This is a genomic window from Maribacter taeanensis (genome assembly GCF_047345145.1).
Lineage (GTDB): Bacteria > Bacteroidota > Bacteroidia > Flavobacteriales > Flavobacteriaceae > Maribacter_C.
This window is the reverse complement of sequence record NZ_JBLFER010000001.1, coordinates 110,296-132,512: the sequence shown is the minus strand read 5'-3', so window position 1 is coordinate 132,512 and position 22,217 is coordinate 110,296. Positions and strand designations below refer to the sequence as shown.

The following is a 22,217-nucleotide window of genomic DNA, read 5'->3' as shown; positions in this document are numbered from 1 at the left end:
TTTTATCGCTTAGCGTATAAAACTATCGATTAACTGCTTGAATTAGATTCGGAAATTTCATTTTTAATTTGAATCAAAATATGGGTATATTTAAATAGAATCTATTGACGTTCTGTAGATTGAGGTTTGGTGAGCACTTCGGCTAGTTGATTTGCTCCCATCTAAAACCGTTGCTTTGTAGCTGTAAAATGTTCCCATTCATCACATTTGTAAGGTTGGAATCAGCATCTAAGTAGCCCCCTTGAATTGTAATATCTATGAGAGGTTTTTTCTTAATGATATACACTCTGCCAAGACATGTGCTAGGGGCTGGTAAGAACATGTTTATAGTTGTACCTTCTCCCTGATTCATGATAACGGTATGATGTGTCTCATCTAATCCATTAGTATTAAATGCAATAGGTTTTGAGACCGATCCTTGAATGTTTAGGGTGGAATTCGTTGAGCCAGTAAAGGGTACGTTCCCACCAACGCGAAGTTGATTTAGGGAATTATCCCAGAAAAGTTGCGTATTGTTTTCAGTAATTCCTGTAGTGGCTCCAGCGAAGAAGATTGATCCTGGTGTTCCAGAAGCACCCGTTGCCTGAACTGCATTCAACTGTTGTCTTGTGACAAAATCTTCATCTGCAGAACCATTCTCTCCTTTTACCCGACCTAGAAATTCGGCAACTTGATCAGCTGGTGTACCCGTGTCTACTGTAAATTTTTCGATAAGTGTTTTTTCTCCTGCTATTGTTTGGGCATTCGTGAGATCTACATAGTTATCAAATTCAGCAGCTAAATCCATTTGACTAGACAAAGGACCCGTAATAGAGCCCCAAGTAGTTCCACCCCCACCCCCAGATGCGTCTAGTTGGGCTTTTGTTACAAAATCTTCAGGTGCTGTACCTTGTTCACCTTTTACACGACCAAGAAATTCGGCAACTTGATCAGCTGGTGTGCCTGCGTCTACTGTGAATTTTTCGGTAAGTGTTTTTTCTCCAGCTATCGTTTGGGCATTCGTGAGATCTACAAAATTATCAAATTCAGCAGCTAAATCCATTTGACTAGACAAAGGACCTGTAATAGAGCCCCAAGTAGCTCCACCCCCACCCCCAGATGCGTCTAGTTGCGCTTTTGTTACAAAGTCTTCTGGGGCTGTACCAGCCTCTCCTTTAACACGGCCCAAAAACTCAGCTATTTGGTCTGTTGTTGTTCCTGTATTTACGGTTAATTTTTCTGTAAGCGTTTTTTCGCCTGCAATTGATTGGTTTGTGGTAAGGTTTACGTAATTCTCAAATTCGGCAGCCAACTCTGCTTGGTCGGATAGTGTACCAGTTATTTCCCCCCAAGCGATACTACCTGTATTGCTGCCAGCGCACAAATTATTCCAATTCGTACCATCATAGTAAAATATACAAGAGGCATCCGTATTATAAACCATCGCTCCTTGTAAAGGGGTAAGATCTAATATTTCATCCTCCGACATTCTACTTATAACCAATACTTTAGAATCGCTTTCTAACTCTAATAATGATGTTGGGTCAAGTGTTTGAGGATTATTACCAATTTTAATTTGGGCTGAAATCAAATTTGTATATAGAAGCACTAAAAAAATTATAAAGGGACTTTTCATAGCTTTTTCATATAGTCAGGTCTCGTAACCTACTAATTCAACTTGCAAATTTACTGAAATATTGCCGTTTGTTATTTTTTTTCGACTTACACCCTTATAATATCGATATTTAATTGGTATTGAACCATAAAAACAAAGAACTCTTTCACTTTTGATAACAAAATCTATTTTTTCTTTTTGAAAAGTGTTCAAATTAAAAAATATAGATAATAGTATTCTTATTAATTCTTAAAAGAAAGGTTTTTCCGATAAGAGAATAAGGGAGCCCTAGCCTTTTTGTATTGTTTGATGTGTAACTATTGAACCATACTTCTTGATTTTAATCGTTTTTTTAAGGTTTAATTTCAATTCTTTTGTAAAAGAAATTACTTTAGCTCTCTTATTTAAATTCGATTGATAATATTCAAAAACAAGTTTTTTAAATATTCTAAAAAAAACCTTTGTTTTAATTTGAATAAAAATAAGAAGTCCCTATGAAAACAATATACCAAACAGCTATTCAGGCTGCGATTGAAGGCGGTAAGGAGATATTGAAAATTTACAGCCAAGAAGAGATTCATGTCGATTTCAAAGGAGATGATTCGCCTCTTACAATGGCGGACAGTGCTGCAAACGCAAAAATCATAGAGATCTTAGAACAAACCACGATTCCTATCATAAGTGAGGAGAATAAGCAATTGGATTTTTCAATTCGAAAAGAATGGGCAACTTGTTGGATTGTTGATCCCTTAGACGGAACAAAAGAGTTCATAAAAAGAAATGGTGAGTTTACTGTAAACATTGCTCTTTGTAAATCAGGAATCCCAGTTTTCGGCGTTATTTATGTGCCTGTAACTAGAGAATTATATTATGCAGATGTAACGGAGAAAAAGGCTTTTAAATCGGTTTTAGATGAAAATCAAAACATTCCTCAAGAACTATGTAAAGGAACTGATCGTATTTTACATATGACTAAAAGTAAGAGTAAGGCACGTGTTGTTGGAAGTCGATCACATATGAATCAAGAAACAACGAATTTCATTGACGATTTGAAGAAGAAGTATGAAGAAGTTGAAATTGTTTCAAAAGGAAGTTCATTAAAATTCTGTTTGGTGGCAGAGGGTAAAGCTGATGTGTATCCCAGATTTGCACCGACTATGGAATGGGATACCGCGGCAGGGCATGCCATTTGTTCAGCAGTTGGTTTGAAAGTAATCTCACAAGACACTCAAGAAGAAGTAAATTATAACAAAGAAAATCTTTTAAACCCCTATTTCCTAGTAAGCAGCTAATGAGCGAAGTTTCATATAAAAGACACCTTGCAAAAACCTTTACATGGCGAGCAGTAGGTACTTTAGATACAATTTTACTATCATGGTTGATTACTGGAAATCCTTTAACAGGTTTGAAAATTGGTTTTTCTGAGGTTATTACTAAACTTGTGCTCTATTATATACATGAAAGGATTTGGTTTAAGGTTAAAATACAGGAAAGCCGGAAAAGGCATCTAATCAAAACCATATCATGGCGTGTAATAGGTACTTTGGATACAATTCTACTATCATGGTTAATTTCTGGAAACCCGCTGACAGGATTGAAAATAGGTGGATTGGAAGTAATAACAAAAATGATATTATACTATCTTCACGAGCGAACTTGGTATAAGATAAATTTTGGATTATCCGAAAGAACTAGAAAATCAAATGGATAAAAATATTGTCGCACATACATACAAGATTAGTAGAGAAGAAAGAAGAAAAGCAAATGGGCATAACTCTTTTCTTATTTTCTTTACAGGATTGTCTGGTTCTGGAAAATCTACCATTGCCAACGCACTTGAACAAAGGCTTTTCGAAAAAAACATAAAAACCTATGCCCTTGATGGTGATAACATTCGAAAAGGGATAAATAAGGGACTTTCTTTTAGTCCGGAAGATAGATCAGAGAACAATCGACGTATAGCAGAAATTGCCAAACTCTTTATTGATGCTGGAATTGTAGTACTAGCCGCTTTTGTTGCTCCTTATAAAAAGGACAGACTTTCAATAAAAGATACCGTAGGAAATGACAATTACATAGAAGTTTTCGTCAATACCAGTCTAGAAGTATGTGAAAAGAGAGATGTTAAAGGCCTTTACGAAAAGGCACGCAAGGGAGAAATCAAAAATATGACTGGTATTTCCGCACCTTATGAAATGCCTGAACAACCTGATATTGAATTAACTGAACACCATACGATAGATGAAGCGGTTAATCTAATCATCGAAAAAATTAAAAATAAAATTTAAGATTCTCACAACATGAGCAAATACTATTTAAATTATTTAGATGAATTAGAATCTGAAGCTATCTTCATCTTAAGAGAGGTTTGGGCACAGTTTCAAAACCCGGTGATCATGTTCTCTGGAGGAAAAGATTCAATTCTAATAACTCACTTAGCAAAAAAGGCATTTTATCCCTCTAAAATTCCTTTTGCACTTATGCATGTAGATACTGGACACAACTTTCCTGAAACGATACAATTTCGTGACGATCTAGTTGCAGCGTTAGATGCACGTTTAATTGTGGGTTTAGTTCAGGAGTCTATTGATCAAGGAAGAGTTGCAGAGGAAAAAGGTAAAAATGCAACGCGTAATGCGCTTCAAATAACAACTTTATTGGATGCTATAGAAGAAAACAAAATTGATTGTGCAATTGGAGGAGGAAGAAGAGATGAAGAAAAGGCACGTGCTAAAGAGCGATTCTTTTCCCATCGCGACGATTTTGGTCAATGGGATCCGAAAAATCAACGACCAGAATTATGGAATATTTTCAATGGTAAATATCAAGAGGGAGAGCACTTTCGCGCTTTTCCAATTAGTAACTGGACGGAGATGGATGTTTGGAACTACATAAAAAGAGAGAATATAGCAATTCCATCGCTCTACTTGGCTCATCAAAGAGAAGTAGTGTGGCGAAGCAATTCATGGATTCCGAATTCAGAATTCTTAGTCTTGGATAAAGATGAAGAAATAGTTTCTAAAAAAATTAGATTTCGAACTTTGGGTGATATTACTATTACCGGCGGAATCGAATCAGACGCAGATACACTTGAGAAGATTGTACAAGAAGTATCATCAATGCGACAAACCGAAAGAGGCAATAGAACTGATGATAAACGCTCAGAGACCGCAATGGAAGATCGAAAAAAGCAAGGGTATTTTTAAGATCAAAAAAAAATAATACGCTCATCTTGATGAGATTTAACAGCAATTTCAAATTCCCAAAATGGAAATAACAAATAATCAACTCTTACGATTTACTACTGCAGGAAGTGTCGATGACGGCAAGAGTACTTTAATTGGTAGGCTTTTGTATGATTCAAAATCAATTTTTGAAGATCAACTTGAAGCTATTGAAAGTACCAGTAAACAAAAAGGTCATGATGGTGTTGACTTGGCACTATTCACTGACGGATTAAGAGATGAACGCGAACAAGGTATCACAATAGATGTCGCATACCGCTATTTTACAACTCCCAAGAGAAAGTTTATTATTGCCGATACTCCCGGGCATATTCAATATACCAGAAATATGGTTACGGGTGCCTCTACTGCCAATGCCGCAATCATATTGGTAGACGCTCGTCATGGTGTTATTGAGCAAACGAAACGGCATGCGTTTATAGCATCTCTACTTCGAATTCCACATGTTATCGTATGTATCAACAAAATGGACTTGGTAGATTTTCAAGAAGAAACGTATAATAAAATTTTGAAGCAGTTTGAAGAATTTTCTTCGAAGTTATTGATTACAGATATCCGATTTATTCCTATTAGTGCTTTAAAGGGCGATAATGTAGTTCACAGATCAGAAAACATGCCCTGGTATCAAGGTGGACCTTTACTTCATACCTTAGAAACGATGCACATTAGTAGTGATATCAATAAGGTTGATGCCCGTTTCCCTGTCCAAACGGTGCTGCGACCGCAACGTGAAGGTTTTATAGACTATAGAGGCTATGCTGGTCGAATGGCAAGTGGTGTGCTTCGAAAAGGTGATCAGATTACCGTAATGCCATCTGGTTTCACTTCTGTTATTAAATCAATTGACGGCCCCTCAGGAGAACTTAAGGAAGCCTTCGCCCCAATGTCCGTTTCGATTACTTTAGAAGATGATATTGATATAAGTCGAGGTGATATGATAGTCAGGTCAAATAATCAACCAGAAGGATTGCAAGATTTAGAAGTTATGTTATGCTGGTTGAACAATAGCCCTGCTAAGCCGAGAGCTAAATACAGTATTAGACATACCTCAAACGAGCAAAAAGCAATGATTAAAGAGATTATCTATAAAATAGATATTAATACACTTGCTCGTAAAACAGATGATAATGAAATTGGCATGAACGATATTTGTAAAGTGAGAATTCGAACTACCAAGCCTTTAATGGTTGATTCATATCGTGAGAATAGAGTTACCGGAAGTATTATACTTGTAGATGAAGGAACAAATGAAACTGTAGCCGCTGGTATGATTGTTTAATTCAAAAAAACTTCCTTATTTCATACCTAAAAAATAGTCACTTCAATACACTTTTTATTGTATTTGTTTTCGAATTAGCACAATAAGGGAGCTAAATTTTCGCTTAACAACATATTGATTTAGCAATTTTATTTCTTAAATCTCTATTTCGAATTAGAGATTTAAGTTTCATATGTAAAATTTACAACAGAGATGCAGAAACTAGTTTTTATTTGTGGCTTACATAGAAGTGGAACTTCTATTTTACATAAGACCCTTGCAGGTTCAAAAAATATATCAGGTTTTCATGATACTGGAATATTTGAAGATGAGGGTCAGCATCTGCAAAGTGTTTTTCCGCCAGATATGGATTTCGGAGGACCTGGTAAATTCGCATTTAATGAAAAATCAAGATTAGATGAAAATAGTAATTTAATCACTCCTGAAAACAAGGAAATACTACTAAAAGAATGGGGCAAATATTGGGACAAAGAGAAGTCTATTTGGGTGGAAAAATCTCCACCAAATTTGATAAGGATGCGTTTTTTTCAAGAATTATTTCCTGATGCTTATTTTATTACAATTTCACGACATCCCATTGCGGTCTCTTTAGCAACTAAAAAATGGAGTAAAACCCCTATCGATAATTTGATTAAACATTGGATTACTGCCCACCAAATATATCAAAACGACCGAAAGCAAATTAACAAAGAGATTTATTTAAGTTATGAAGAGATGGTTCATTCTCCTGATAAAGTTATCAAAGAAATTGAAGGCTTTTTAGGAACTGAAATACCATTCGTAAATAATTTCAAGAATTTCAATGGCAAATATTTTGATCTCTGGAATGAGGATAAAGCTTGGCAATTCCTTAAGAAAAGTAGAAAGAAAAAAAGTATTGAGCTGTATGAAAATGCCGTCAATGAATTTGGCTATAGCTTGCTAGATTTTGAAAAATATCCAAGTTTACGGCTTAATAAAAGGATGTAACTGAGCTTAAAATTGGTGATTACTTGGATGCTAACTCACTAATGAATTGAACAATCCGCTTACACGCTTCACCGTCTCCATAAGGATTATGGAGTTTGCTCATTCTATTATACAGCTCATCATTACCTAATAAACTCAAAGTTTCCTTAACAATTTTCTCTTTGTCTGTTCCTACCAAAACTACAGTTCCCGCTTCAACTGCCTCTGGTCGCTCGGTGGTATTTCGCATAACAAGAACTGGTTTACCAAGGCTGGGAGCTTCTTCTTGAACGCCCCCGCTATCAGTAATTACCAAATCACACTTGTTCATTAACCATACGAATGATGGATAAGCAAGAGGCGCTATCAATTTAATATTATCATTATTACCAAGAATTTCGTAAACCGGTTTTTGAACTTTAGGGTTTAGATGTACTGGATATATTATCTGAACATTGTTGGTAAACTCTCCTATTTCTTTTAAGGCTGAGCAAATGTTTATAAACCCTTCCCCATGATTTTCACGTCTGTGACCAGTAACTAAAATCAATCGCTTAGTCAAATCAATCTGCCTTTTTAAATTCTCTATCTCCGAATTTTCCAATGTATCAACTCTTTTGACACTTTCCAATAAGGCATCTATAACCGTATTTCCTGTTATTAAAATATCTTTATCGGATATATTCTCTCGAATTAAATTGTTATATGATGTTTGCGTAGGAGCAAAATGATAATCTGCAATACGACCTGTAATCGTTCTATTGATTTCTTCAGGAAAGGGTGACTTCTTATCGAAAGTTCGCAGACCTGCTTCTACATGGCATACCTTTGCCCCTGCATAAAAGGAAGCAATACTAGCGCCCATTGTAGTTGTGGTATCACCGTGAACATATGCGTAATCAGGTTGAAACTCTTCAAGAACGGGTTTTAAACCAGTTATGATATCAGCGGTTAGTCCATAAAGATTCTGTCCCGGTTTCATAAGATTTAAATCGTAATCAGGCTTTATATCAAAAAAGTCTAACACTTGATCTAACATTTCACGGTGTTGAGCGGTAACACACACTTTGGTTTCAAAACTCGGGTTTTTTAAAAACTCCTTAACCAAAGGTGCCATTTTAATTGCCTCTGGCCGAGTACCGAAAATAATGAGGTTTTTAATTTGCATTTATTCTTGATATTAGTTCAGATTTGATCCTCTCAATATGATAGGTATCATCAAAATACTCTTTAAAATTTGAATGACAAACATCATAATAGGTATTATAATCGATTTGAATATTGTCATGCAATAGTATCTCTTCTGCTAATTTGGTTTTTTCACTTTCTAAATTTCCTTTGATTTCAAATCCATCTAAATTAATATGCTCATTAAATGCATCAATTGCATACGTATGAATTGGTATTAGACCTGCCGACAAATAGGTGTTCATCTTGGTAGGGGTAGCACAGTTATTGACTATATTATCTTCTCTGAGTAAAAATCCATACTTATGTTTACCCAGTTCACCCATAACTTCTTCTAGGCTTACATATTTAATCTTATAATTTAATACGCCTTCAGCTTTAATCACTTTTTCAGCTTTTTCCTGGTCTTTTGTTAGTACCGTCAACAGAGCGTCAGGGTTCTTTTTCTCAATTTCTCTAAAGATATGTGCGGTTTCCGTAAAACATTGCCATGGAAAAATCCCTCCGGCATAAACGAAGCTTGATTCCGGTTTTATTTTTGAGGTAAAATATTCTTTATTAAGTCCTTTATTATAGCATGGTATGATCAAGAAATTATCCCCATAGTACTTGTATTTTTCGCTGTAATGTCTTTGCATCCTATCAGATACGAAAAAATTGAAGTAGCTATTATGAATTGTCTTTCGTTCCATCCAATTATAAGCCAAAAAACGCATTTTTGAGGATAAACTATTTCCTCTCATCATTTTACTCTCTTCTGGGGTTAATCCTTGAAACCACATAATTATCTTAGCTTTCCTGTTGCGTCGGTAAACATTAAGAAAATTCAAAGAACTTACTACTACTATATAATCGGAATTGTTAATTTCAAAATCGTTCTTGTGAAAAGTAGATACTCTGAAGTCTGAATCGAGAAATGCATTTTTAATTAAATCAATATAATATGATGTAGCATCATTAATTTGATCCTTCGGTAAATAAAATTTTATATGGCTGCTAGGTTTTAAATTGGACATGTAAAAAATTTATCGTTTGAATTAATCAAATTCTACCATTTGAAAATATGTGATTGAAAACAATGATTTCGATTTATTTAAAGTGAAAACTGTTTGGATATTTGTTATAGTGTAAAGTAACCATTAAAAATTGAAGTCAAATTTAATATTCGTGTTGGCAAATATTTAAATTATTAGATTATTCGCAACAAATAAAGGACACTTGGTCAATTAAAAATTTCAAAATGATAAATCACTGGTACTCGCAGTCTATTTATATTATTTTTTATTGAAATTCAACAATGATTTTCCCACTAAAAAGTAGTAAGCTGTACCTATAACCAACCAAAATGCGCAAAAAAGAATAATTGGATTCAAAAATTTTGATAACCAAAAATAACCGAGAACTAGAAACGCTATTAACCCAAAGAATTTGCTTACATCGAGAACAGTCAACATTTTTCGTTTAATAAGCGTAATGTCTTGAGAGATATGTAATATGATAAAAGAAATAAAAATTGCATAAGTAACTACTGACAACGATTTAATATAATAGAGACCAACTAAACAGATGAGCACGTTTATGCATAATCTCTTTACATTAAACCACATATCAAGTTTTTCCAGTTTCATTGTAATCAAAAGCTGAGCTTGTAAAAATGTGGTGGGCATAATCAACATGGTTAAAAACATTTGTTGGGTATAAATAGCAGTTTCAGCATATTTTTCAGAAAATAATAGCGGTATTATCTCAAAGCCGAAAGAATGAATGAACGTATATGCTCCTACACCGTAGATACAAAAAAACCAAAATAAATTCATATATAGTTTTCGCAATTCACCCATCTTTCCTTCTTTGAAAAGACTTACCATCCTTGGAAGAACTGTAGATGCAACCACTGTCGGCACTAATTGTGCTAGCGTAAATATTTTAAATGAGTTTTCGAAATCGGCAACAGCTTCTATGGGCAACTTTTTTGAAATAATCAGGGTGCATATTTTCCAGTACACTATATAAGCACTACTTATGATGGCAAATGGCCAATATTCTTTTATTATTACAATAATGTTATTGAGTGATAGTTTTACATTCCAAAAACCCATTAATTTGATCCCCTCGGGAGCACCTATCCTTAGAAATAAGTTTAATGTGACCAATCGTAACAGTACGAGTAATATGGCAAGTGTTACCACCGAAATTGGCAGAATGTACACCAAGCAAGCGAGAACAAACTTAGCGCATGCCTCAATAGATAATACTGCTACTGTTTTCTTTTGTTCAAACTGGGCAATATTGATATTTCTAATAGAATATATGATGTTATCAAAGACAACATTGAAAGCAAAAAGAAAAGAAAGTAATCGCATTGTGAAATCATCATAAGTAACAAGGACAATAATCAAATTGATTATAAAAAAAAAGAAACCAAAATAGGTTTGCATTTTTAGAAACCGTGCTACTAGCGCATTTTTATCATCAGTATTTACTACTTCACGAATAAACCATTGCCCTAAACCCATAGTAGAAATAGCTGCTACCATCTGATAGACACTAGTTGCTATTAAATATGTTGACCAATCTTCGGTAGAATAATGACGGGCAAGTAAAATAAAAAAAAGGCTCAAAAAAAGGTTCTGAACTAATGAACCAGCAAGTCCCCAAAAACTATTCCTGTATAACTGTGATTTTACTTTTATGATTTGAATGTATTTAAAAGTTTAATGATTTGAAGATTGCATGGTTTATGCTAAAACAGTTATGGTTTGAATATTATTCTATAGCAATTAATTATCTTAAATATATAATATCTCAAATATTTTGGTCTTTATCAGATAATTAAATCATAGGCGGCTTATCTGATAAGCACGCTTATTGCCATAAAACATGGTAATAAAAACAATTATATGCAAAACGTATATATTTATTTAAAATTATACGCAGGATACCAATTGCGCTATTCTTCTAAATGAACTCGTCTAGTGTTAATTTTTTACCTGCGAATTCTGTATTTTGAATACTAATTTTGTCATTTTTTAGTTTCTGTAGGTTTACTAGATAGCCAAAAAAGCTTTTCTAGCCCACAAAAGCCTTAATACTAAGTTCCAAACATGAACTCTAGATGAATATAAATAGTGAAACTATAGTTTATCTGTTGATTAAAAAAATACCTAGATACTTTATTTTTCTTGAAAATTTATAGAATCGATACGGTTGTTAGTATTTATAGAATAAACCTTTAGAATAAATCACTTAGGAAAAGGAAAGACCAAATATCATGAAACAAACAAGAATTTTGTATCATTACAACTTTATTAAAAGTGGCACAATTAATCCAGATAATCCAAAGCCCAGGTCATAGAACTTCCAAAAAATTCTACTAAACAAAATATCAAATACTATTGTTTGAAAAAATAAATCAATAATGGAGTCGCCGACTATTTCTAGAATCTAAGAAATGGTCAATACATTTTCGGACAAGACAATTTACACTAACAAAAGTAAAAGTTGAAGAAGTTAAATGAGAATTGGAATATTAATTAAAGAGTTTGAAGCACTAGCCAACTGGGAATTAAGAATAGTCGAAGGAATTCTAAAAGACCCATCACTTGAAATAGCTTTATTGATTCAAGATGGTCGAGAAGGAGAGGATAGCCCAAATACGTTCAAGAATAGGTTGAAAAAATTAATTAAATCTAAAAATATTCTTGGCACCTTATTATTCGCTTTTCAACGAAAAATTGAAAGTAAATTTTTCAAAGAAAAGTTATCGGTTAATAAAACTACTATTTTAGAACAATTGGCTAAAATTAGTGTAATAAAGGTAACACCAGAAAGAAAGGGCTTTTTAGACATTTTTGGTTCAGATGATGTTGAAAAAGTTAAAAAATACAATCTAGACATTATTTTACGTCATGAATTTAATATCATCAGAGGCGAAATATTGCAAGCTTCAAAATATGGTATTTGGTCATTTCATCATGCAGATAATTCTATTAACAGAGGTGGACCTCCTGGTTTTTGGGAAGTTGCTTTAAATCAACCCTCAGTTGGCGTAACTTTACAAAAATTAACACCGGAATTAGATGGTGGTTTTGTAATAGATAAGGCATTTTTTAACCGTCATTGGTCATATGTACAAACATCTACGCTAATCTTTGAGGCTTCTGTTTCTATTTTATTTAAGAATATTAAGAAATTACAAAATGGTGAATTCTCGCCAACTAAATCACTTGTTTATTTCAACCCACTTTACAAAATCCCCAAGCTAGGAGCAATAATAAGTTATCTGTTCCATTTTTATTCCAAAGTTCTGGGCAAAGTAATAGCAAAGATCAATCATAAAGTTTTCGGAATCAGATATAATTGTTGGACTCTTTTTATTGGAAAGGGAGATTTTCTTAATTCGACCTTATTCAGATTAAAACCACTTAAACTACCAAAAAATGAATTTTGGGCAGATCCATTCATATTCAACCATGAAAATAATAATTATGTGTTTTTCGAAAATTATGAGTACGACACAGCTAAAGGTAAAATATCTTGTGGTAAAATTCACAAAAATGAATTAGTAGATGTAGTTGATGTATTGGATAAAGACTACCATTTATCTTACCCTTTTATTTTCAAAGAAAATGACGATATATTTCTTATGCCTGAATGCAGTGATAATAATCGTCTAGAAATATATAAATGCAAAAAATTTCCTGATCAGTGGGAGCTGTATACAACAGCATTTGAAGGTGAAAAGGTGGTTGATGCTTTTTTCTACAACGATAAATCTAACACAAAATGGATGTTCGTTAATAAACAAGTCGGCTATGATTTTCCCGAGTTTAGTGAATTATATATTTATAAAGTACACTCTTCAGATTTAAAAGATCTAGAACCTCATAAAGACAATCCGGTTATTATTAACTCTAAAGTATCTAGAAATGGAGGTGCTATATTTGAATATGAAAATGAAATTTACAGGCCTTCACAAGCAAATATTGATGGTACTTATGGACGTGCACTGAATATAAACAAAATAGAAAAGTTATCTATCGACACATATGAAGAAAAAACTATCCTAACCGCGTATCCCAATTTTCGTAAAGGTTTAGTCGCTATGCATCATTTACATCAATCAAATGGTTTATTTGTAATTGATGCGGCGTATAGAAGAAAAAGATAAAAGTGACCTTCACTAAAAATGATGAGAAGATTACAGTAAGGCTTCATTTTTTGGGAAGGCTACAGGAGGAGATCTATTGACTATTAACAGTTTAGATCACTTTATCGAACATTGAATGTAAATGAAAGATTAGAATACGCTATTTCTCTAAATACAATTACTTTTACAAAAAATAGATATTAGGATGTTTTGAAAGATATTTCTTTAGCATAAAAAAGATATCTATTATTTATTCAAAAAAAAATAAAATGAAAAAACTGTGGGATTATTTTCCAAAAACAATTTCAGAAAAGCAAGCTTCCGATACTGGTATGGCTGCCGTGCTTATTTTACTGTTGATTGGATTTTTCACAAAAAATGTTCTTTTTTATAAAATAGCAATTCCGGTTCTGATTATCAATATGACTTACCCAATGATTTATTATCCATTGGCAGTTGTTTGGCTTGGACTTACGCAATTATTAGGAACCTTTATATCAAAAATACTTTTATCAATTGTATACATTCTTTTAGTTATTCCCGTTGGAATTTTTAGAAGACTTTTAGGTAAAGATTCATTACAATTAAATGAATTCAAAAAAGGCACTAATTCAGCAATGAAGACGCGTAATTATTCGTTTTCATCAGAAGACATTGAAAAGCCTTATTAAAAATAACTAAATATTAAATCATGGAATTCTTAAGAGATTTATGGTCATTTTTAAAAGTTCGCAAGAAATTTTGGTTGCTACCAATCATTATTGTGTTACTGCTGTTCGGAGTATTAATTGTGCTTACAAGTAGTTCGGCAATAGGTCCATTTATTTACACATTATTTTAAAAACTAATTCTTAAAGTATGCCAACAGCAATTTTAGGTATCTCTGCCTATTACCATGATAGTGCAGCAGCAATTATTATTGATGGGGAAATTATAGCAGCCGCACATGAAGAGCGTTTTACCAGAAAGAAACATGATTCTGCTTTCCCAATAAATGCTGCAAAATATGTTTTAAGTGAAGCCGGATTAGACTATGATGATCTGGCGGCTATTGCTTTTTATGACAAGCCTTACATAAAATTTGAAAGGCTACTAGAGACCTATCACGCATTTGCTCCAAAAGGCTTAATTAGTTTTTTGTCGGCAGTTCCTGTTTGGATAAAGGAAAAACTTTTTATGAAAAAGATGCTCAGAGATGAGCTAGATAATCTCGGGAAGAAAAAAATACCGATTTTATTTCCTGAGCATCATTTATCTCATGCTGCTAGTGCGTATTATCCCTCACCTTTCCCCGAAGCCGCTATCTTAACGGTTGATGGTGTTGGAGAGTGGGCAACCACTACTATTGGATATGGAAAGGAGAACGGAATTGAAATGAAGAAAGAATTGCAATTTCCTCATTCAGTAGGTTTGTTATATTCCGCTTTTACATATTACACAGGTTTTAGAGTAAATAGTGGCGAATATAAGTTAATGGGATTAGCCCCATATGGAAATGCTGATGCCCCACAGACAAAAGAATTCAAAGAGAAAATAGTAAGTGAACTGGTTGACATACGTGAAGACGGATCTATTTTGCTCAATATGAAGTATTTCAATTTCGCTACGGGCCTTAAAATGACTAATGATAAGAGGTGGACGAGCTTATTTGGACTTCCACCAAGAAATGCAGAGTCAGAAATCTCTCAAGAATATATGAATATGGCATTGGCCATTCAACAAATTACCGAAGAAATAGTTTTGAAACTTGCTAAAACAGCCAAAGAACTTACCAATAGTGATTATTTAGTACTCGCTGGTGGAGTAGCTTTGAATAGTGTCGCAAATGGAAAATTATTAGCATCAAAATTATTTAAAGAAATATGGATACAACCAGCTGCTGGTGATGCAGGTGGGGCCTTAGGTGCTGCTTATTTGGGCTATCATCTATGGAAAGGCGAAAAAAGAATTGTAAATAACAAGCCAGACGCCATGAAAGGTGCCTATTTAGGTCCTGAATATGGTGAAAAAGAAACAAAAGGGGTTATTAGAAAATATAATGCGCAGCACGAATACTTTGAAGATTTTAATGAATTGACTAAAATTGTTGCAGAAAAAATTGCCGAAGGTAATGTTGTTGGATGGTTTCAGGGCAGGATGGAATATGGACCAAGGGCTTTAGGAAATAGAAGTATTATTGGAGATGCAAGAAATCCTGAAATGCAAAAGAAAATGAATCTTAAAATCAAATATAGAGAAGGGTTCAGGCCTTTTGCCCCATCGGTATTAGAAGAAGACGTACAAGATTATTTTGATATAGACTGTCCTTCACCATATATGTTGCACGTTATACCTGTAAAAGAGGAAAGGTTAAAACCTAAACCAGAAGGTTATAATGAAATGAAACTTTATGATAGATTATATCATCTTCGATCAGATGTACCTGCAATAACTCATATCGATAATTCGGCAAGAATACAAAGCGTGAGTAAGGGTACCAACCCTAGATATTGGAGCTTACTAAATGAATTTAAAAATCAAACTGGTTATGGCTTGATGGTTAATTCTAGCTTCAACGTTCGCGGAGAACCAATTGTTTGTACACCAGATGACGGGTTTAGATGTTTCATGCGAACTGAAATGGATTTTCTAGTAATTGGCAATTACTTATTTGACAAAAGTCAGCAGAAAGAATTGATTAACGATACGAATTGGAAAGAAGAATTTAAACTAGATTAACCTAACATTTTAGTATCGGTAAAAGTGAACTTTTTTATGTTCAATACGAAGAGATATGAAAAAAGCATTAAGGAATTTTTTTCGAATAACAGTCCCAACGCTTATTGTACTCCTCCTACTACTTGAACTATTTTTCAGGGTGGTTATTCCAGCTGCAGACCCCCCTATGGATTTCTTTGATGAAAAAGAATTGATTTATCGCTTCGATACGAACTCAAAAAAGGAAGGCGTATTTACCATCGGAAAGGCAGCACAACAACGGGGTCAGTGGAGAATAAATAACTACGGTTGGAATTCACCAATTGATTATACAACACAAAGGGAAAAACCCCTAATAGCAATAATTGGCGACTCCTATATTGAAGCATATCAAGTAGATGTAGATAAATCTTATCCTTCTTTATTGCGAAACGAATTAAAATCCAACTATGATGTTTATAGTTTCGGGAAATCTGGTGCCCCACTCTCAGAATATCTAAATTACAGTAGATATATAAAGAAACATTTTAACCCTGACACATTTATATTTAATGTAGTACATAATGACTTTGATGAGAACATTTCTGAACTGAATCCAGAGGTTAAACATATGTTGACATTAAACATAAACGATAGTACAATAACTGAAAACTTACCCAAACCTAATAAGTCTTTTAAGCAATACAACTGGAAAAAGAGAATGCTCAATAAGAGTGCTTTCATTAGATATCTCTATATCAATTTACACATTGATAGAACCATTAGAAATTTTGGAAAAAAAGATAACGGTCAAAAGAAATTCAATGCAAATATTGAGGTTACCAAAGCTATTGAAAACAAAGGGCTCATTATACAATCTGTAGATTACATTTTAGCTAAGTTGTACGAAGAGAATCCTGGTAAAAGAATAATTTTCGTAATTGATGCACCGAGGAACGATATCTACAATAACACATTAGAGAATTCTTCCATTTTATTTTTAAATGAAATTTTAGAAAAGCATTGTTCAAAGTACAATTTTGAATATTTTGATTTAACACAGCCTATGAACAATGATTATAAAAAAAATCAAATTCAATTCAATTCTGAACTTGATGGACACTGGAATGAATATGGGCATGATTTTATTTCAAAACAAATCAGAACATATTTAAAAACTAGTTCGGAGATAGCTACAAAAAATACCGGCAATAGTGTTCCAAGCCCTGAACTTTTAGAAAAGCCTTAGTTCAGTTTACTGTTGCAAAATAAGCGCCATCAAAATAAATTCAAAGAGTCTTATTGAATCATTTTCAAATTGCATCTTCAGGCCTTCAAACTGAATACTCATATGACTTTTATCATTTTAAATAAGCTACATTCGCTTTTAATGAATCTGCCAATATACCCGAAAACTCTTTTGCCCCATTTTGATTTAAATGTAAAACATCAGCATACCACTCTGGTTTTTTCAAAAATTCATCATTCTTAGTGAAATCATAGAATGGGATATTCTGTTCTAAACATATTTTTTGGCATGTAGTTATTGAAACATCAGATTCATATTCATAAAACACAGGAGAAACGACTACAAACAGTTTAATCTCATTTCTTTTGCATAGCGCTATGAATTCTTGAAAAGCCTTTAGCTTGTTAGAATCAAATTTATAAGCATTCGCAATTTTTAATGGCTGTATTGGATTATTCCAAACCTCAGATAAGGGAACATAGCCCTGAAAATCACTATTTTTTTCTTTGTTAAATTCCATGTTGCCCATAATTATATTGAATAACAAAGAATTGTACGGGTAGATTTTTGAAAAGGTTTTGAATTTTTCAAATGGTCCTTTAAGTTCTAAAACTTCCTGAATTTCTTCATGTTCTTCGTAATAGGGTAATAAAGAAGCTAATCTATCATAGTCGCTTTGGGAATACTCAAAACTTCCGAAGAAATCATAAACTATTACTTTCGGTTGATGTCTTTTTAGGATTGTTTTTAAAAGAGCCGTTTGATAAAAAAAATAAGTTCCATCCCGTCCGGTATTATAACTACTCATCTTCAATTTAGATTCAAAAACCTTAGGATCATAATGGTGGTTAGCTCTCGAAGATCCAAAAATCATTATTTTATCTTCTGCATAATTCAAAGAATGCGTTGTGCGATATTGGAATCCTGAATCTTGTTTAAAGTAAAAATGTTTTAATGTACTGCCTATTACAAAGTCCAATAATGTAATGATGACTAAACCCAAAATCAGACGTAATATAATTTTTTTCATTTTATTAAAATTGAAAATAAATGAACTGCCCCCCATCAAAAACACCAATTAACATAATCAATATAACAACAACGGCATATGATACCGTTCTAACTATTTGATGCGAACTACTAAAAAACAACTTTTTTGAAGGAAAAAATTCATCAAAACCATCTTTTAAAAACAATACTACAATACCAAAAACGCCATACACAAAAGAGCTATTATCTCCTCTAAAAATAGGTCCGTGTTCATTTCCAATTCTTTTTAATATTTCTAAAGCTTGATAAAAACTATCAGCTCTAAAAAAAATCCATGAAAAACAAATCAATACGAAGGTCAAAAAAATATTGAAAAAGTAAGTAATGGAAGATCTTTGTTTGATTCTCTTTTTACTGGGACTAAATCTCAAAATTTTAAAAGTGATCTGATAAAGACCATTTAGCCCACCCCAAATTATGTACGTCCAATTTGCACCATGCCAAAGTCCACTTATCAAAAAGGTTACCATTAAATTGACATAATTTCTTTTTTTACTAACCCGATTACCACCAAGTGGAATGTAGATGTAATCTCTGAACCATGTAGATAATGAAATGTGCCACCTTTGCCAAAATTCTGCACATGATTGGGCAAAATAAGGCCTTCTAAAATTGGTCATTAAATCAAAACCCATAATCTTAGCACATCCTATAGCTATATTGCTATAACCTGCAAAATCACAATAAATCTGTATTGCAAAAAAGACAGTTGCAGTCAATAGCGTAATTGAACTGTGGTGGTCTACATTGCCGTAGACTGAGTTGACATATATAGCTAGTCGGTCAGCTACTACAAGTTTCATAAAGAACCCCCATACCATTAATTTGATGCCCATTACTGCCTTTTCGTAGTCAAATTTTTTAAAGGTCTTAAATTGGGGCAATAGATTTTTGGCTCTTTCAATTGGACCTGCAACCAATTGGGGGAAAAAAGAAACAAACAAGGCGTACACCCCAAAATGTTTTTCATGTTTAATTTCACCTCGGTAAACGTCTATGGTGTATCCTATGGCTTGAAAGGTATAAAAAGAAATGCCAACAGGTAATAAATAGTCAAACCTCGGCAACTCCATTCTTAAACCAAAATCTTGTAAAAGCCCAAACACGGAAGTATTGAAAAAATTATAGTATTTGAAAAGAAATAAAATTGATAAGTTGATTAATAAACTTGCGACCAAAAAAAATTTCTTCCTAGACTTTTTTTCCGTCTTTTCAACCTGAAAGGCGCATAGGTAAGTCACTATTGTCGAAAAGAAAATTAAAATGGCATAAATTGGCTGCCAATTCATATAGAAATAATAACTAGCAACTAGAAGAAGAAGCCATCTATACCTCTTATTAATTATATAATATAACAGACATACCGTTGGAAAAAAAAGTAAAAAATTGAAGGAATTAAACAGCATATCTTAGCATACAAATTTGTTGATTTTTTTAATGCTAAGATAGTTTTTGAAATATTGCATGTATATTTTCGCATACCTTAGCTCTGCCAAACTTTTCTGCAAGCTTTATGTTGTTAGATCTCATTGAATTTCTAAGAATTTCATCTTTATATAGTTCTCTCAAAGCAGATACCACAGAATCACCCGACTTACCATCTACCCATAAGCAATTGTCTGGAGCTGTGAGTTGATCTTTTGCGGCTCTAATTTGAGTAGTAATTACAGGTAAACCAGCTGCTACAGCTTTGAATAAAGTCATGGAAAAGCCTTCATCATGTGATGGAAAAACGAGAGCATCCATATTTGAATAAAAATGGTCACATTCTTCTTCTTTAATATAACCGGTAAATCGAACGTTGTCTGAAATACCCAATTTGTCAACTTTCAATTTCACGTTCTCAAGTTCTTCATCATTGCCACCTACCATAAGAAAAAGACAGTTTTCTCTTTCTTGAAATTTTGCGATAGCCTCTAAAATAGCAAAAACACCTTTCTCATAAATCATGCGACCCACGTACAAAAATTTGAATTTATTTTTAGGTAAATTGTGTTTTTGCTGAAAACTTTCTGAATACACAGAGCGCTTGGGGTCTATTATATTATAAGTGACAAAAGCCTTGTTTTTTAATTCAGGTTTATAGGTGTTGAAGGTGGCAACTTCTTCTTGTGACAAAAACAGCCATGCATCAACTTTTGAACAAATAATGGGAATAACAAGTTTTGAGAAAATAAAAGATTTTCGTTCAAAAACACTCAAATCTGAACCATGCGATTTAATTATTATTTTCAAAGGACGAAAATATAAGTAGCGAAATAAAAATATGGAAAAGGAATCGCGTAAGCTACCATTAACATTTATTCGTGAATTTAGGTATAGAATGTCCGGCTTTTTTTTATAAAGTTGAACCAAAACTTTAAACGCGTTTAGTATAACACCATACATTCTATTTATGGTACTAATATTCAATTTATCTCGAGAGTACGTTACCTGGGAGCACGAATAACCCAATTCTTCTAAACCCGCCAGTTCATCAAGGCCCAAAATCAGGTGAGTTGCAGGCGACATTCCGAATAATATTTTCTCTTTCATAAAATGATGTTAGCTATACAGCTGTTTTCGGTTGATTATTAAATATTGTTAAGCATACAAATGTGGCCACTGCCAATAAAATTCGGTAATCTAAAAGTGAATAGTTAGTATTGAATGCCACCGCCCAAGCCAAAACTGCCGCTATGGAGTACATGATTTCTTTTTTTACTTTGGCATTCAAAATACCTTTCAATATTGGAACCACCATTAGAGTCAGAAAAATGGAAAATCCGAGATAACCTTGCTCGACTAGAATTTTCAAATACCCATTTTCAGGTTGGTTGAAATAATAGAACTCTCCGCCAGATTTTTCCAGGTACAAATCTTGCTTATATATTTTGATGTATTTCTGAAAATTGCCAAAACCTATACCCAGTAAAGGGTATTGATCAATTATTTCACCGGTCTCTTCCCAAATGGATTTGCGAAATAAATAATCTTCAGAAATGGAATCCGTTCTACTAAAAACACCTTCTTTCGGTTGTATAATAAATACAAGAAGCCCAAGTGCAATACCTAATGAACCTACAATTAGCTTAGTTCTAGTATTCTGAAACAACAAAAGTAGAATGACGCCAATACCAAATCCTCCCAAGGCAGAACGACTTGCTGCCAAAATAATGGCAATAGTTATAAAGGCGAAAAATAACAGATAGAGTCTCTTCTTTTTAAGCTCGATATCAGGTTTAAAATAGAGTAAGCTAAAACTTCCCATAGCCAAAAATTGTCCACAGATTTGTGAATCTTGAAAAAGGCCAGGATAGCGAATAAGACCCGTATCTTCATTAACAATATTACCGCTTATATCTGCTGAGTAAGAGAAAGGACCTACTAACAGTTGCAGAAATACAATTCCTGCCAAAACAATTACACTTAATTGAAAAGCCGAAATAAATTTATAGAAGGCCTCTGGTTCTTCCTCCAAATAAATAAGAAGAAATCGTGCAAAAATAAAAATAGTGAAGGGTTGGTATATGAAATGAAGATTATTCAAAGGATATGCTGAATTCATTTTACTTAGTACCAAGCATACCCAAAATAGCACCACTAAAACCAGATAAATTTTTCCCTTTTGGGATGCCCTAAAACTGATAAAGTCTTTAAAAAAAAACACCAGTGAAACGACGGTTATCACATCAAAAACTTTCACTAGGCCGTAGGCCAAGGGTAGTATCTTAGTATCAATAAAGGGTAATGCGAAGGCTATGAATACAACATATGTTTCTAAAGTTGGTTTTCTAAAAAGAAAATAACCGAAAGTAAGTATGGTTAGTAAAGCGAGGATATATTGAAGCATAAAACTT

At 33.3% G+C, this 22,217-nt stretch carries 19 protein-coding genes; 11 read left to right on the top strand and 8 right to left on the bottom strand.

Features of this window, described 5'->3' with window-relative positions:
* Positions 1 to 142 precede the first annotated feature (142 nt).
* Entirely contained in the window at positions 143 to 1,615 is a 1,473-nt protein-coding gene (locus ACKWCD_RS00560) for a hypothetical protein (RefSeq protein ID WP_413981970.1), read from the bottom strand.
* 473 nt (positions 1,616 to 2,088) lie between these two features.
* On the opposite strand from ACKWCD_RS00560, the gene cysQ reads away from it, so the two are divergent.
* The 6 genes from cysQ to ACKWCD_RS00530 all read left to right on the top strand — a co-directional run bounded on the left by cysQ (position 2,089) and on the right by ACKWCD_RS00530 (position 7,087).
* The gene (cysQ, locus tag ACKWCD_RS00555; protein ID WP_413981969.1) at positions 2,089 to 2,886 is read left to right on the top strand and encodes a 3'(2'),5'-bisphosphate nucleotidase CysQ; all 798 of its coding nucleotides are present in this window, start codon (positions 2,089 to 2,091) and stop codon (positions 2,884 to 2,886) included.
* A complete protein-coding gene (locus ACKWCD_RS00550) occupies positions 2,886 to 3,305 on the top strand; it encodes a DUF2061 domain-containing protein (RefSeq protein ID WP_413981968.1) in 420 nt (139 codons plus the stop codon). Before cysQ ends, ACKWCD_RS00550 begins: the two co-directional genes overlap by 1 nt.
* Complete coding sequence (cysC, locus tag ACKWCD_RS00545; protein WP_413981967.1) at positions 3,298 to 3,882, top strand: adenylyl-sulfate kinase; 585 nt, start codon at positions 3,298 to 3,300, stop codon at positions 3,880 to 3,882. Before ACKWCD_RS00550 ends, cysC begins: the two co-directional genes overlap by 8 nt.
* Positions 3,883 to 3,894: 12 nt before the next feature.
* Positions 3,895 to 4,800, top strand: a complete 906-nt coding sequence (gene cysD / locus ACKWCD_RS00540; RefSeq protein ID WP_413981966.1) for a sulfate adenylyltransferase subunit CysD — start codon at positions 3,895 to 3,897, stop codon at positions 4,798 to 4,800.
* Between the two features lie 61 nt (positions 4,801 to 4,861).
* Entirely contained in the window at positions 4,862 to 6,118 is a 1,257-nt protein-coding gene (locus tag ACKWCD_RS00535; RefSeq protein ID WP_413981965.1) for a sulfate adenylyltransferase subunit 1, read from the top strand.
* A 192-nt stretch (positions 6,119 to 6,310) separates the two neighbouring features.
* Entirely contained in the window at positions 6,311 to 7,087 is a 777-nt protein-coding gene (locus tag ACKWCD_RS00530; protein WP_413981964.1) for a sulfotransferase family protein, read from the top strand.
* Positions 7,088 to 7,106: 19 nt separating this feature from the next.
* Here ACKWCD_RS00530 and wecB read toward each other — a convergent pair whose 3' ends face one another.
* The 3 genes from wecB to ACKWCD_RS00515 form a co-directional block, all read right to left on the bottom strand.
* Positions 7,107 to 8,234, bottom strand: a complete 1,128-nt coding sequence (wecB, locus tag ACKWCD_RS00525) for a non-hydrolyzing UDP-N-acetylglucosamine 2-epimerase (protein WP_413981963.1) — start codon at positions 8,232 to 8,234, stop codon at positions 7,107 to 7,109.
* Positions 8,224 to 9,270 (bottom strand): glycosyltransferase family protein, encoded by a 1,047-nt coding sequence (locus ACKWCD_RS00520; protein WP_413981962.1) that lies wholly within the window; start codon positions 9,268 to 9,270, stop codon positions 8,224 to 8,226. The genes wecB and ACKWCD_RS00520 overlap by 11 nt, the downstream gene beginning before the upstream one ends.
* 258 nt (positions 9,271 to 9,528) lie before the next feature.
* A complete protein-coding gene (locus tag ACKWCD_RS00515) occupies positions 9,529 to 10,947 on the bottom strand; it encodes a lipopolysaccharide biosynthesis protein (protein ID WP_413982997.1) in 1,419 nt (472 codons plus the stop codon).
* Positions 10,948 to 11,768: 821 nt separating this feature from the next.
* Here ACKWCD_RS00515 and ACKWCD_RS00510 point away from each other — a divergent pair.
* From ACKWCD_RS00510 to ACKWCD_RS00490, 5 genes are all read left to right on the top strand, one after another.
* Positions 11,769 to 13,424: a glucosamine inositolphosphorylceramide transferase family protein gene (locus ACKWCD_RS00510; RefSeq protein WP_413981961.1), complete on the top strand. Its 1,656-nt coding sequence runs from the start codon at positions 11,769 to 11,771 to the stop codon at positions 13,422 to 13,424.
* Between the two features lie 248 nt (positions 13,425 to 13,672).
* The gene (locus ACKWCD_RS00505; protein ID WP_413981960.1) at positions 13,673 to 14,074 is read left to right on the top strand and encodes an SxtJ family membrane protein; all 402 of its coding nucleotides are present in this window, start codon (positions 13,673 to 13,675) and stop codon (positions 14,072 to 14,074) included.
* A 20-nt stretch (positions 14,075 to 14,094) separates the two neighbouring features.
* Positions 14,095 to 14,244 carry a DUF5989 family protein gene (locus tag ACKWCD_RS00500; protein ID WP_413981959.1) on the top strand — a complete coding sequence of 50 codons (150 nt, stop codon included), beginning with the start codon at positions 14,095 to 14,097 and terminating at the stop codon, positions 14,242 to 14,244.
* A 17-nt stretch (positions 14,245 to 14,261) separates the two neighbouring features.
* Complete coding sequence (locus ACKWCD_RS00495; RefSeq protein ID WP_413981958.1) at positions 14,262 to 16,121, top strand: carbamoyltransferase family protein; 1,860 nt, start codon at positions 14,262 to 14,264, stop codon at positions 16,119 to 16,121.
* A gap of 55 nt (positions 16,122 to 16,176) precedes the next feature.
* Positions 16,177 to 17,328, top strand: coding sequence for an SGNH/GDSL hydrolase family protein (locus tag ACKWCD_RS00490; RefSeq protein WP_413981957.1), 1,152 nt, complete (start codon positions 16,177 to 16,179; stop codon positions 17,326 to 17,328).
* A gap of 112 nt (positions 17,329 to 17,440) precedes the next feature.
* Here ACKWCD_RS00490 and ACKWCD_RS00485 read toward each other — a convergent pair whose 3' ends face one another.
* From ACKWCD_RS00485 to ACKWCD_RS00470, 4 genes are all read right to left on the bottom strand, one after another.
* A complete protein-coding gene (locus ACKWCD_RS00485) occupies positions 17,441 to 18,358 on the bottom strand; it encodes a hypothetical protein (protein WP_413981956.1) in 918 nt (305 codons plus the stop codon).
* A 4-nt stretch (positions 18,359 to 18,362) separates the two neighbouring features.
* Positions 18,363 to 19,451, bottom strand: coding sequence for an MBOAT family O-acyltransferase (locus ACKWCD_RS00480; protein WP_413981955.1), 1,089 nt, complete (start codon positions 19,449 to 19,451; stop codon positions 18,363 to 18,365).
* A gap of 367 nt (positions 19,452 to 19,818) precedes the next feature.
* Positions 19,819 to 20,913 carry a glycosyltransferase family 4 protein gene (locus ACKWCD_RS00475; RefSeq protein WP_413981954.1) on the bottom strand — a complete coding sequence of 365 codons (1,095 nt, stop codon included), beginning with the start codon at positions 20,911 to 20,913 and terminating at the stop codon, positions 19,819 to 19,821.
* A gap of 13 nt (positions 20,914 to 20,926) precedes the next feature.
* Positions 20,927 to 22,210, bottom strand: a complete 1,284-nt coding sequence (locus ACKWCD_RS00470; protein WP_413981953.1) for an O-antigen ligase family protein — start codon at positions 22,208 to 22,210, stop codon at positions 20,927 to 20,929.
* Positions 22,211 to 22,217: the final 7 nt, after the last annotated feature.

Bases quoted from the DNA above. Each gene is read 5' to 3' on its own strand.
- ACKWCD_RS00560 (WP_413981970.1), bottom strand. From the start codon at position 1,615: ATGAAAAGTCCCTTTATAATTTTTTTAGTGCTTCTATATACAAATTTG.
- cysQ (WP_413981969.1), top strand. From the start codon at position 2,089: ATGAAAACAATATACCAAACAGCTATTCAGGCTGCGATTGAAGGCGGT.
- ACKWCD_RS00550 (WP_413981968.1), top strand. From the start codon at position 2,886: ATGAGCGAAGTTTCATATAAAAGACACCTTGCAAAAACCTTTACATGG.
- cysC (WP_413981967.1), top strand. From the start codon at position 3,298: ATGGATAAAAATATTGTCGCACATACATACAAGATTAGTAGAGAAGAA.
- cysD (WP_413981966.1), top strand. From the start codon at position 3,895: ATGAGCAAATACTATTTAAATTATTTAGATGAATTAGAATCTGAAGCT.
- ACKWCD_RS00535 (WP_413981965.1), top strand. From the start codon at position 4,862: ATGGAAATAACAAATAATCAACTCTTACGATTTACTACTGCAGGAAGT.
- ACKWCD_RS00530 (WP_413981964.1), top strand. From the start codon at position 6,311: ATGCAGAAACTAGTTTTTATTTGTGGCTTACATAGAAGTGGAACTTCT.
- wecB (WP_413981963.1), bottom strand. From the start codon at position 8,234: ATGCAAATTAAAAACCTCATTATTTTCGGTACTCGGCCAGAGGCAATT.
- ACKWCD_RS00520 (WP_413981962.1), bottom strand. From the start codon at position 9,270: ATGTCCAATTTAAAACCTAGCAGCCATATAAAATTTTATTTACCGAAG.
- ACKWCD_RS00510 (WP_413981961.1), top strand. From the start codon at position 11,769: ATGAGAATTGGAATATTAATTAAAGAGTTTGAAGCACTAGCCAACTGG.
- ACKWCD_RS00505 (WP_413981960.1), top strand. From the start codon at position 13,673: ATGAAAAAACTGTGGGATTATTTTCCAAAAACAATTTCAGAAAAGCAA.
- ACKWCD_RS00500 (WP_413981959.1), top strand. From the start codon at position 14,095: ATGGAATTCTTAAGAGATTTATGGTCATTTTTAAAAGTTCGCAAGAAA.
- ACKWCD_RS00495 (WP_413981958.1), top strand. From the start codon at position 14,262: ATGCCAACAGCAATTTTAGGTATCTCTGCCTATTACCATGATAGTGCA.
- ACKWCD_RS00490 (WP_413981957.1), top strand. From the start codon at position 16,177: ATGAAAAAAGCATTAAGGAATTTTTTTCGAATAACAGTCCCAACGCTT.
- ACKWCD_RS00485 (WP_413981956.1), bottom strand. From the start codon at position 18,358: ATGAAAAAAATTATATTACGTCTGATTTTGGGTTTAGTCATCATTACA.
- ACKWCD_RS00480 (WP_413981955.1), bottom strand. From the start codon at position 19,451: ATGGAGTTGCCGAGGTTTGACTATTTATTACCTGTTGGCATTTCTTTT.
- ACKWCD_RS00475 (WP_413981954.1), bottom strand. From the start codon at position 20,913: ATGAAAGAGAAAATATTATTCGGAATGTCGCCTGCAACTCACCTGATT.
- ACKWCD_RS00470 (WP_413981953.1), bottom strand. From the start codon at position 22,210: ATGCTTCAATATATCCTCGCTTTACTAACCATACTTACTTTCGGTTAT.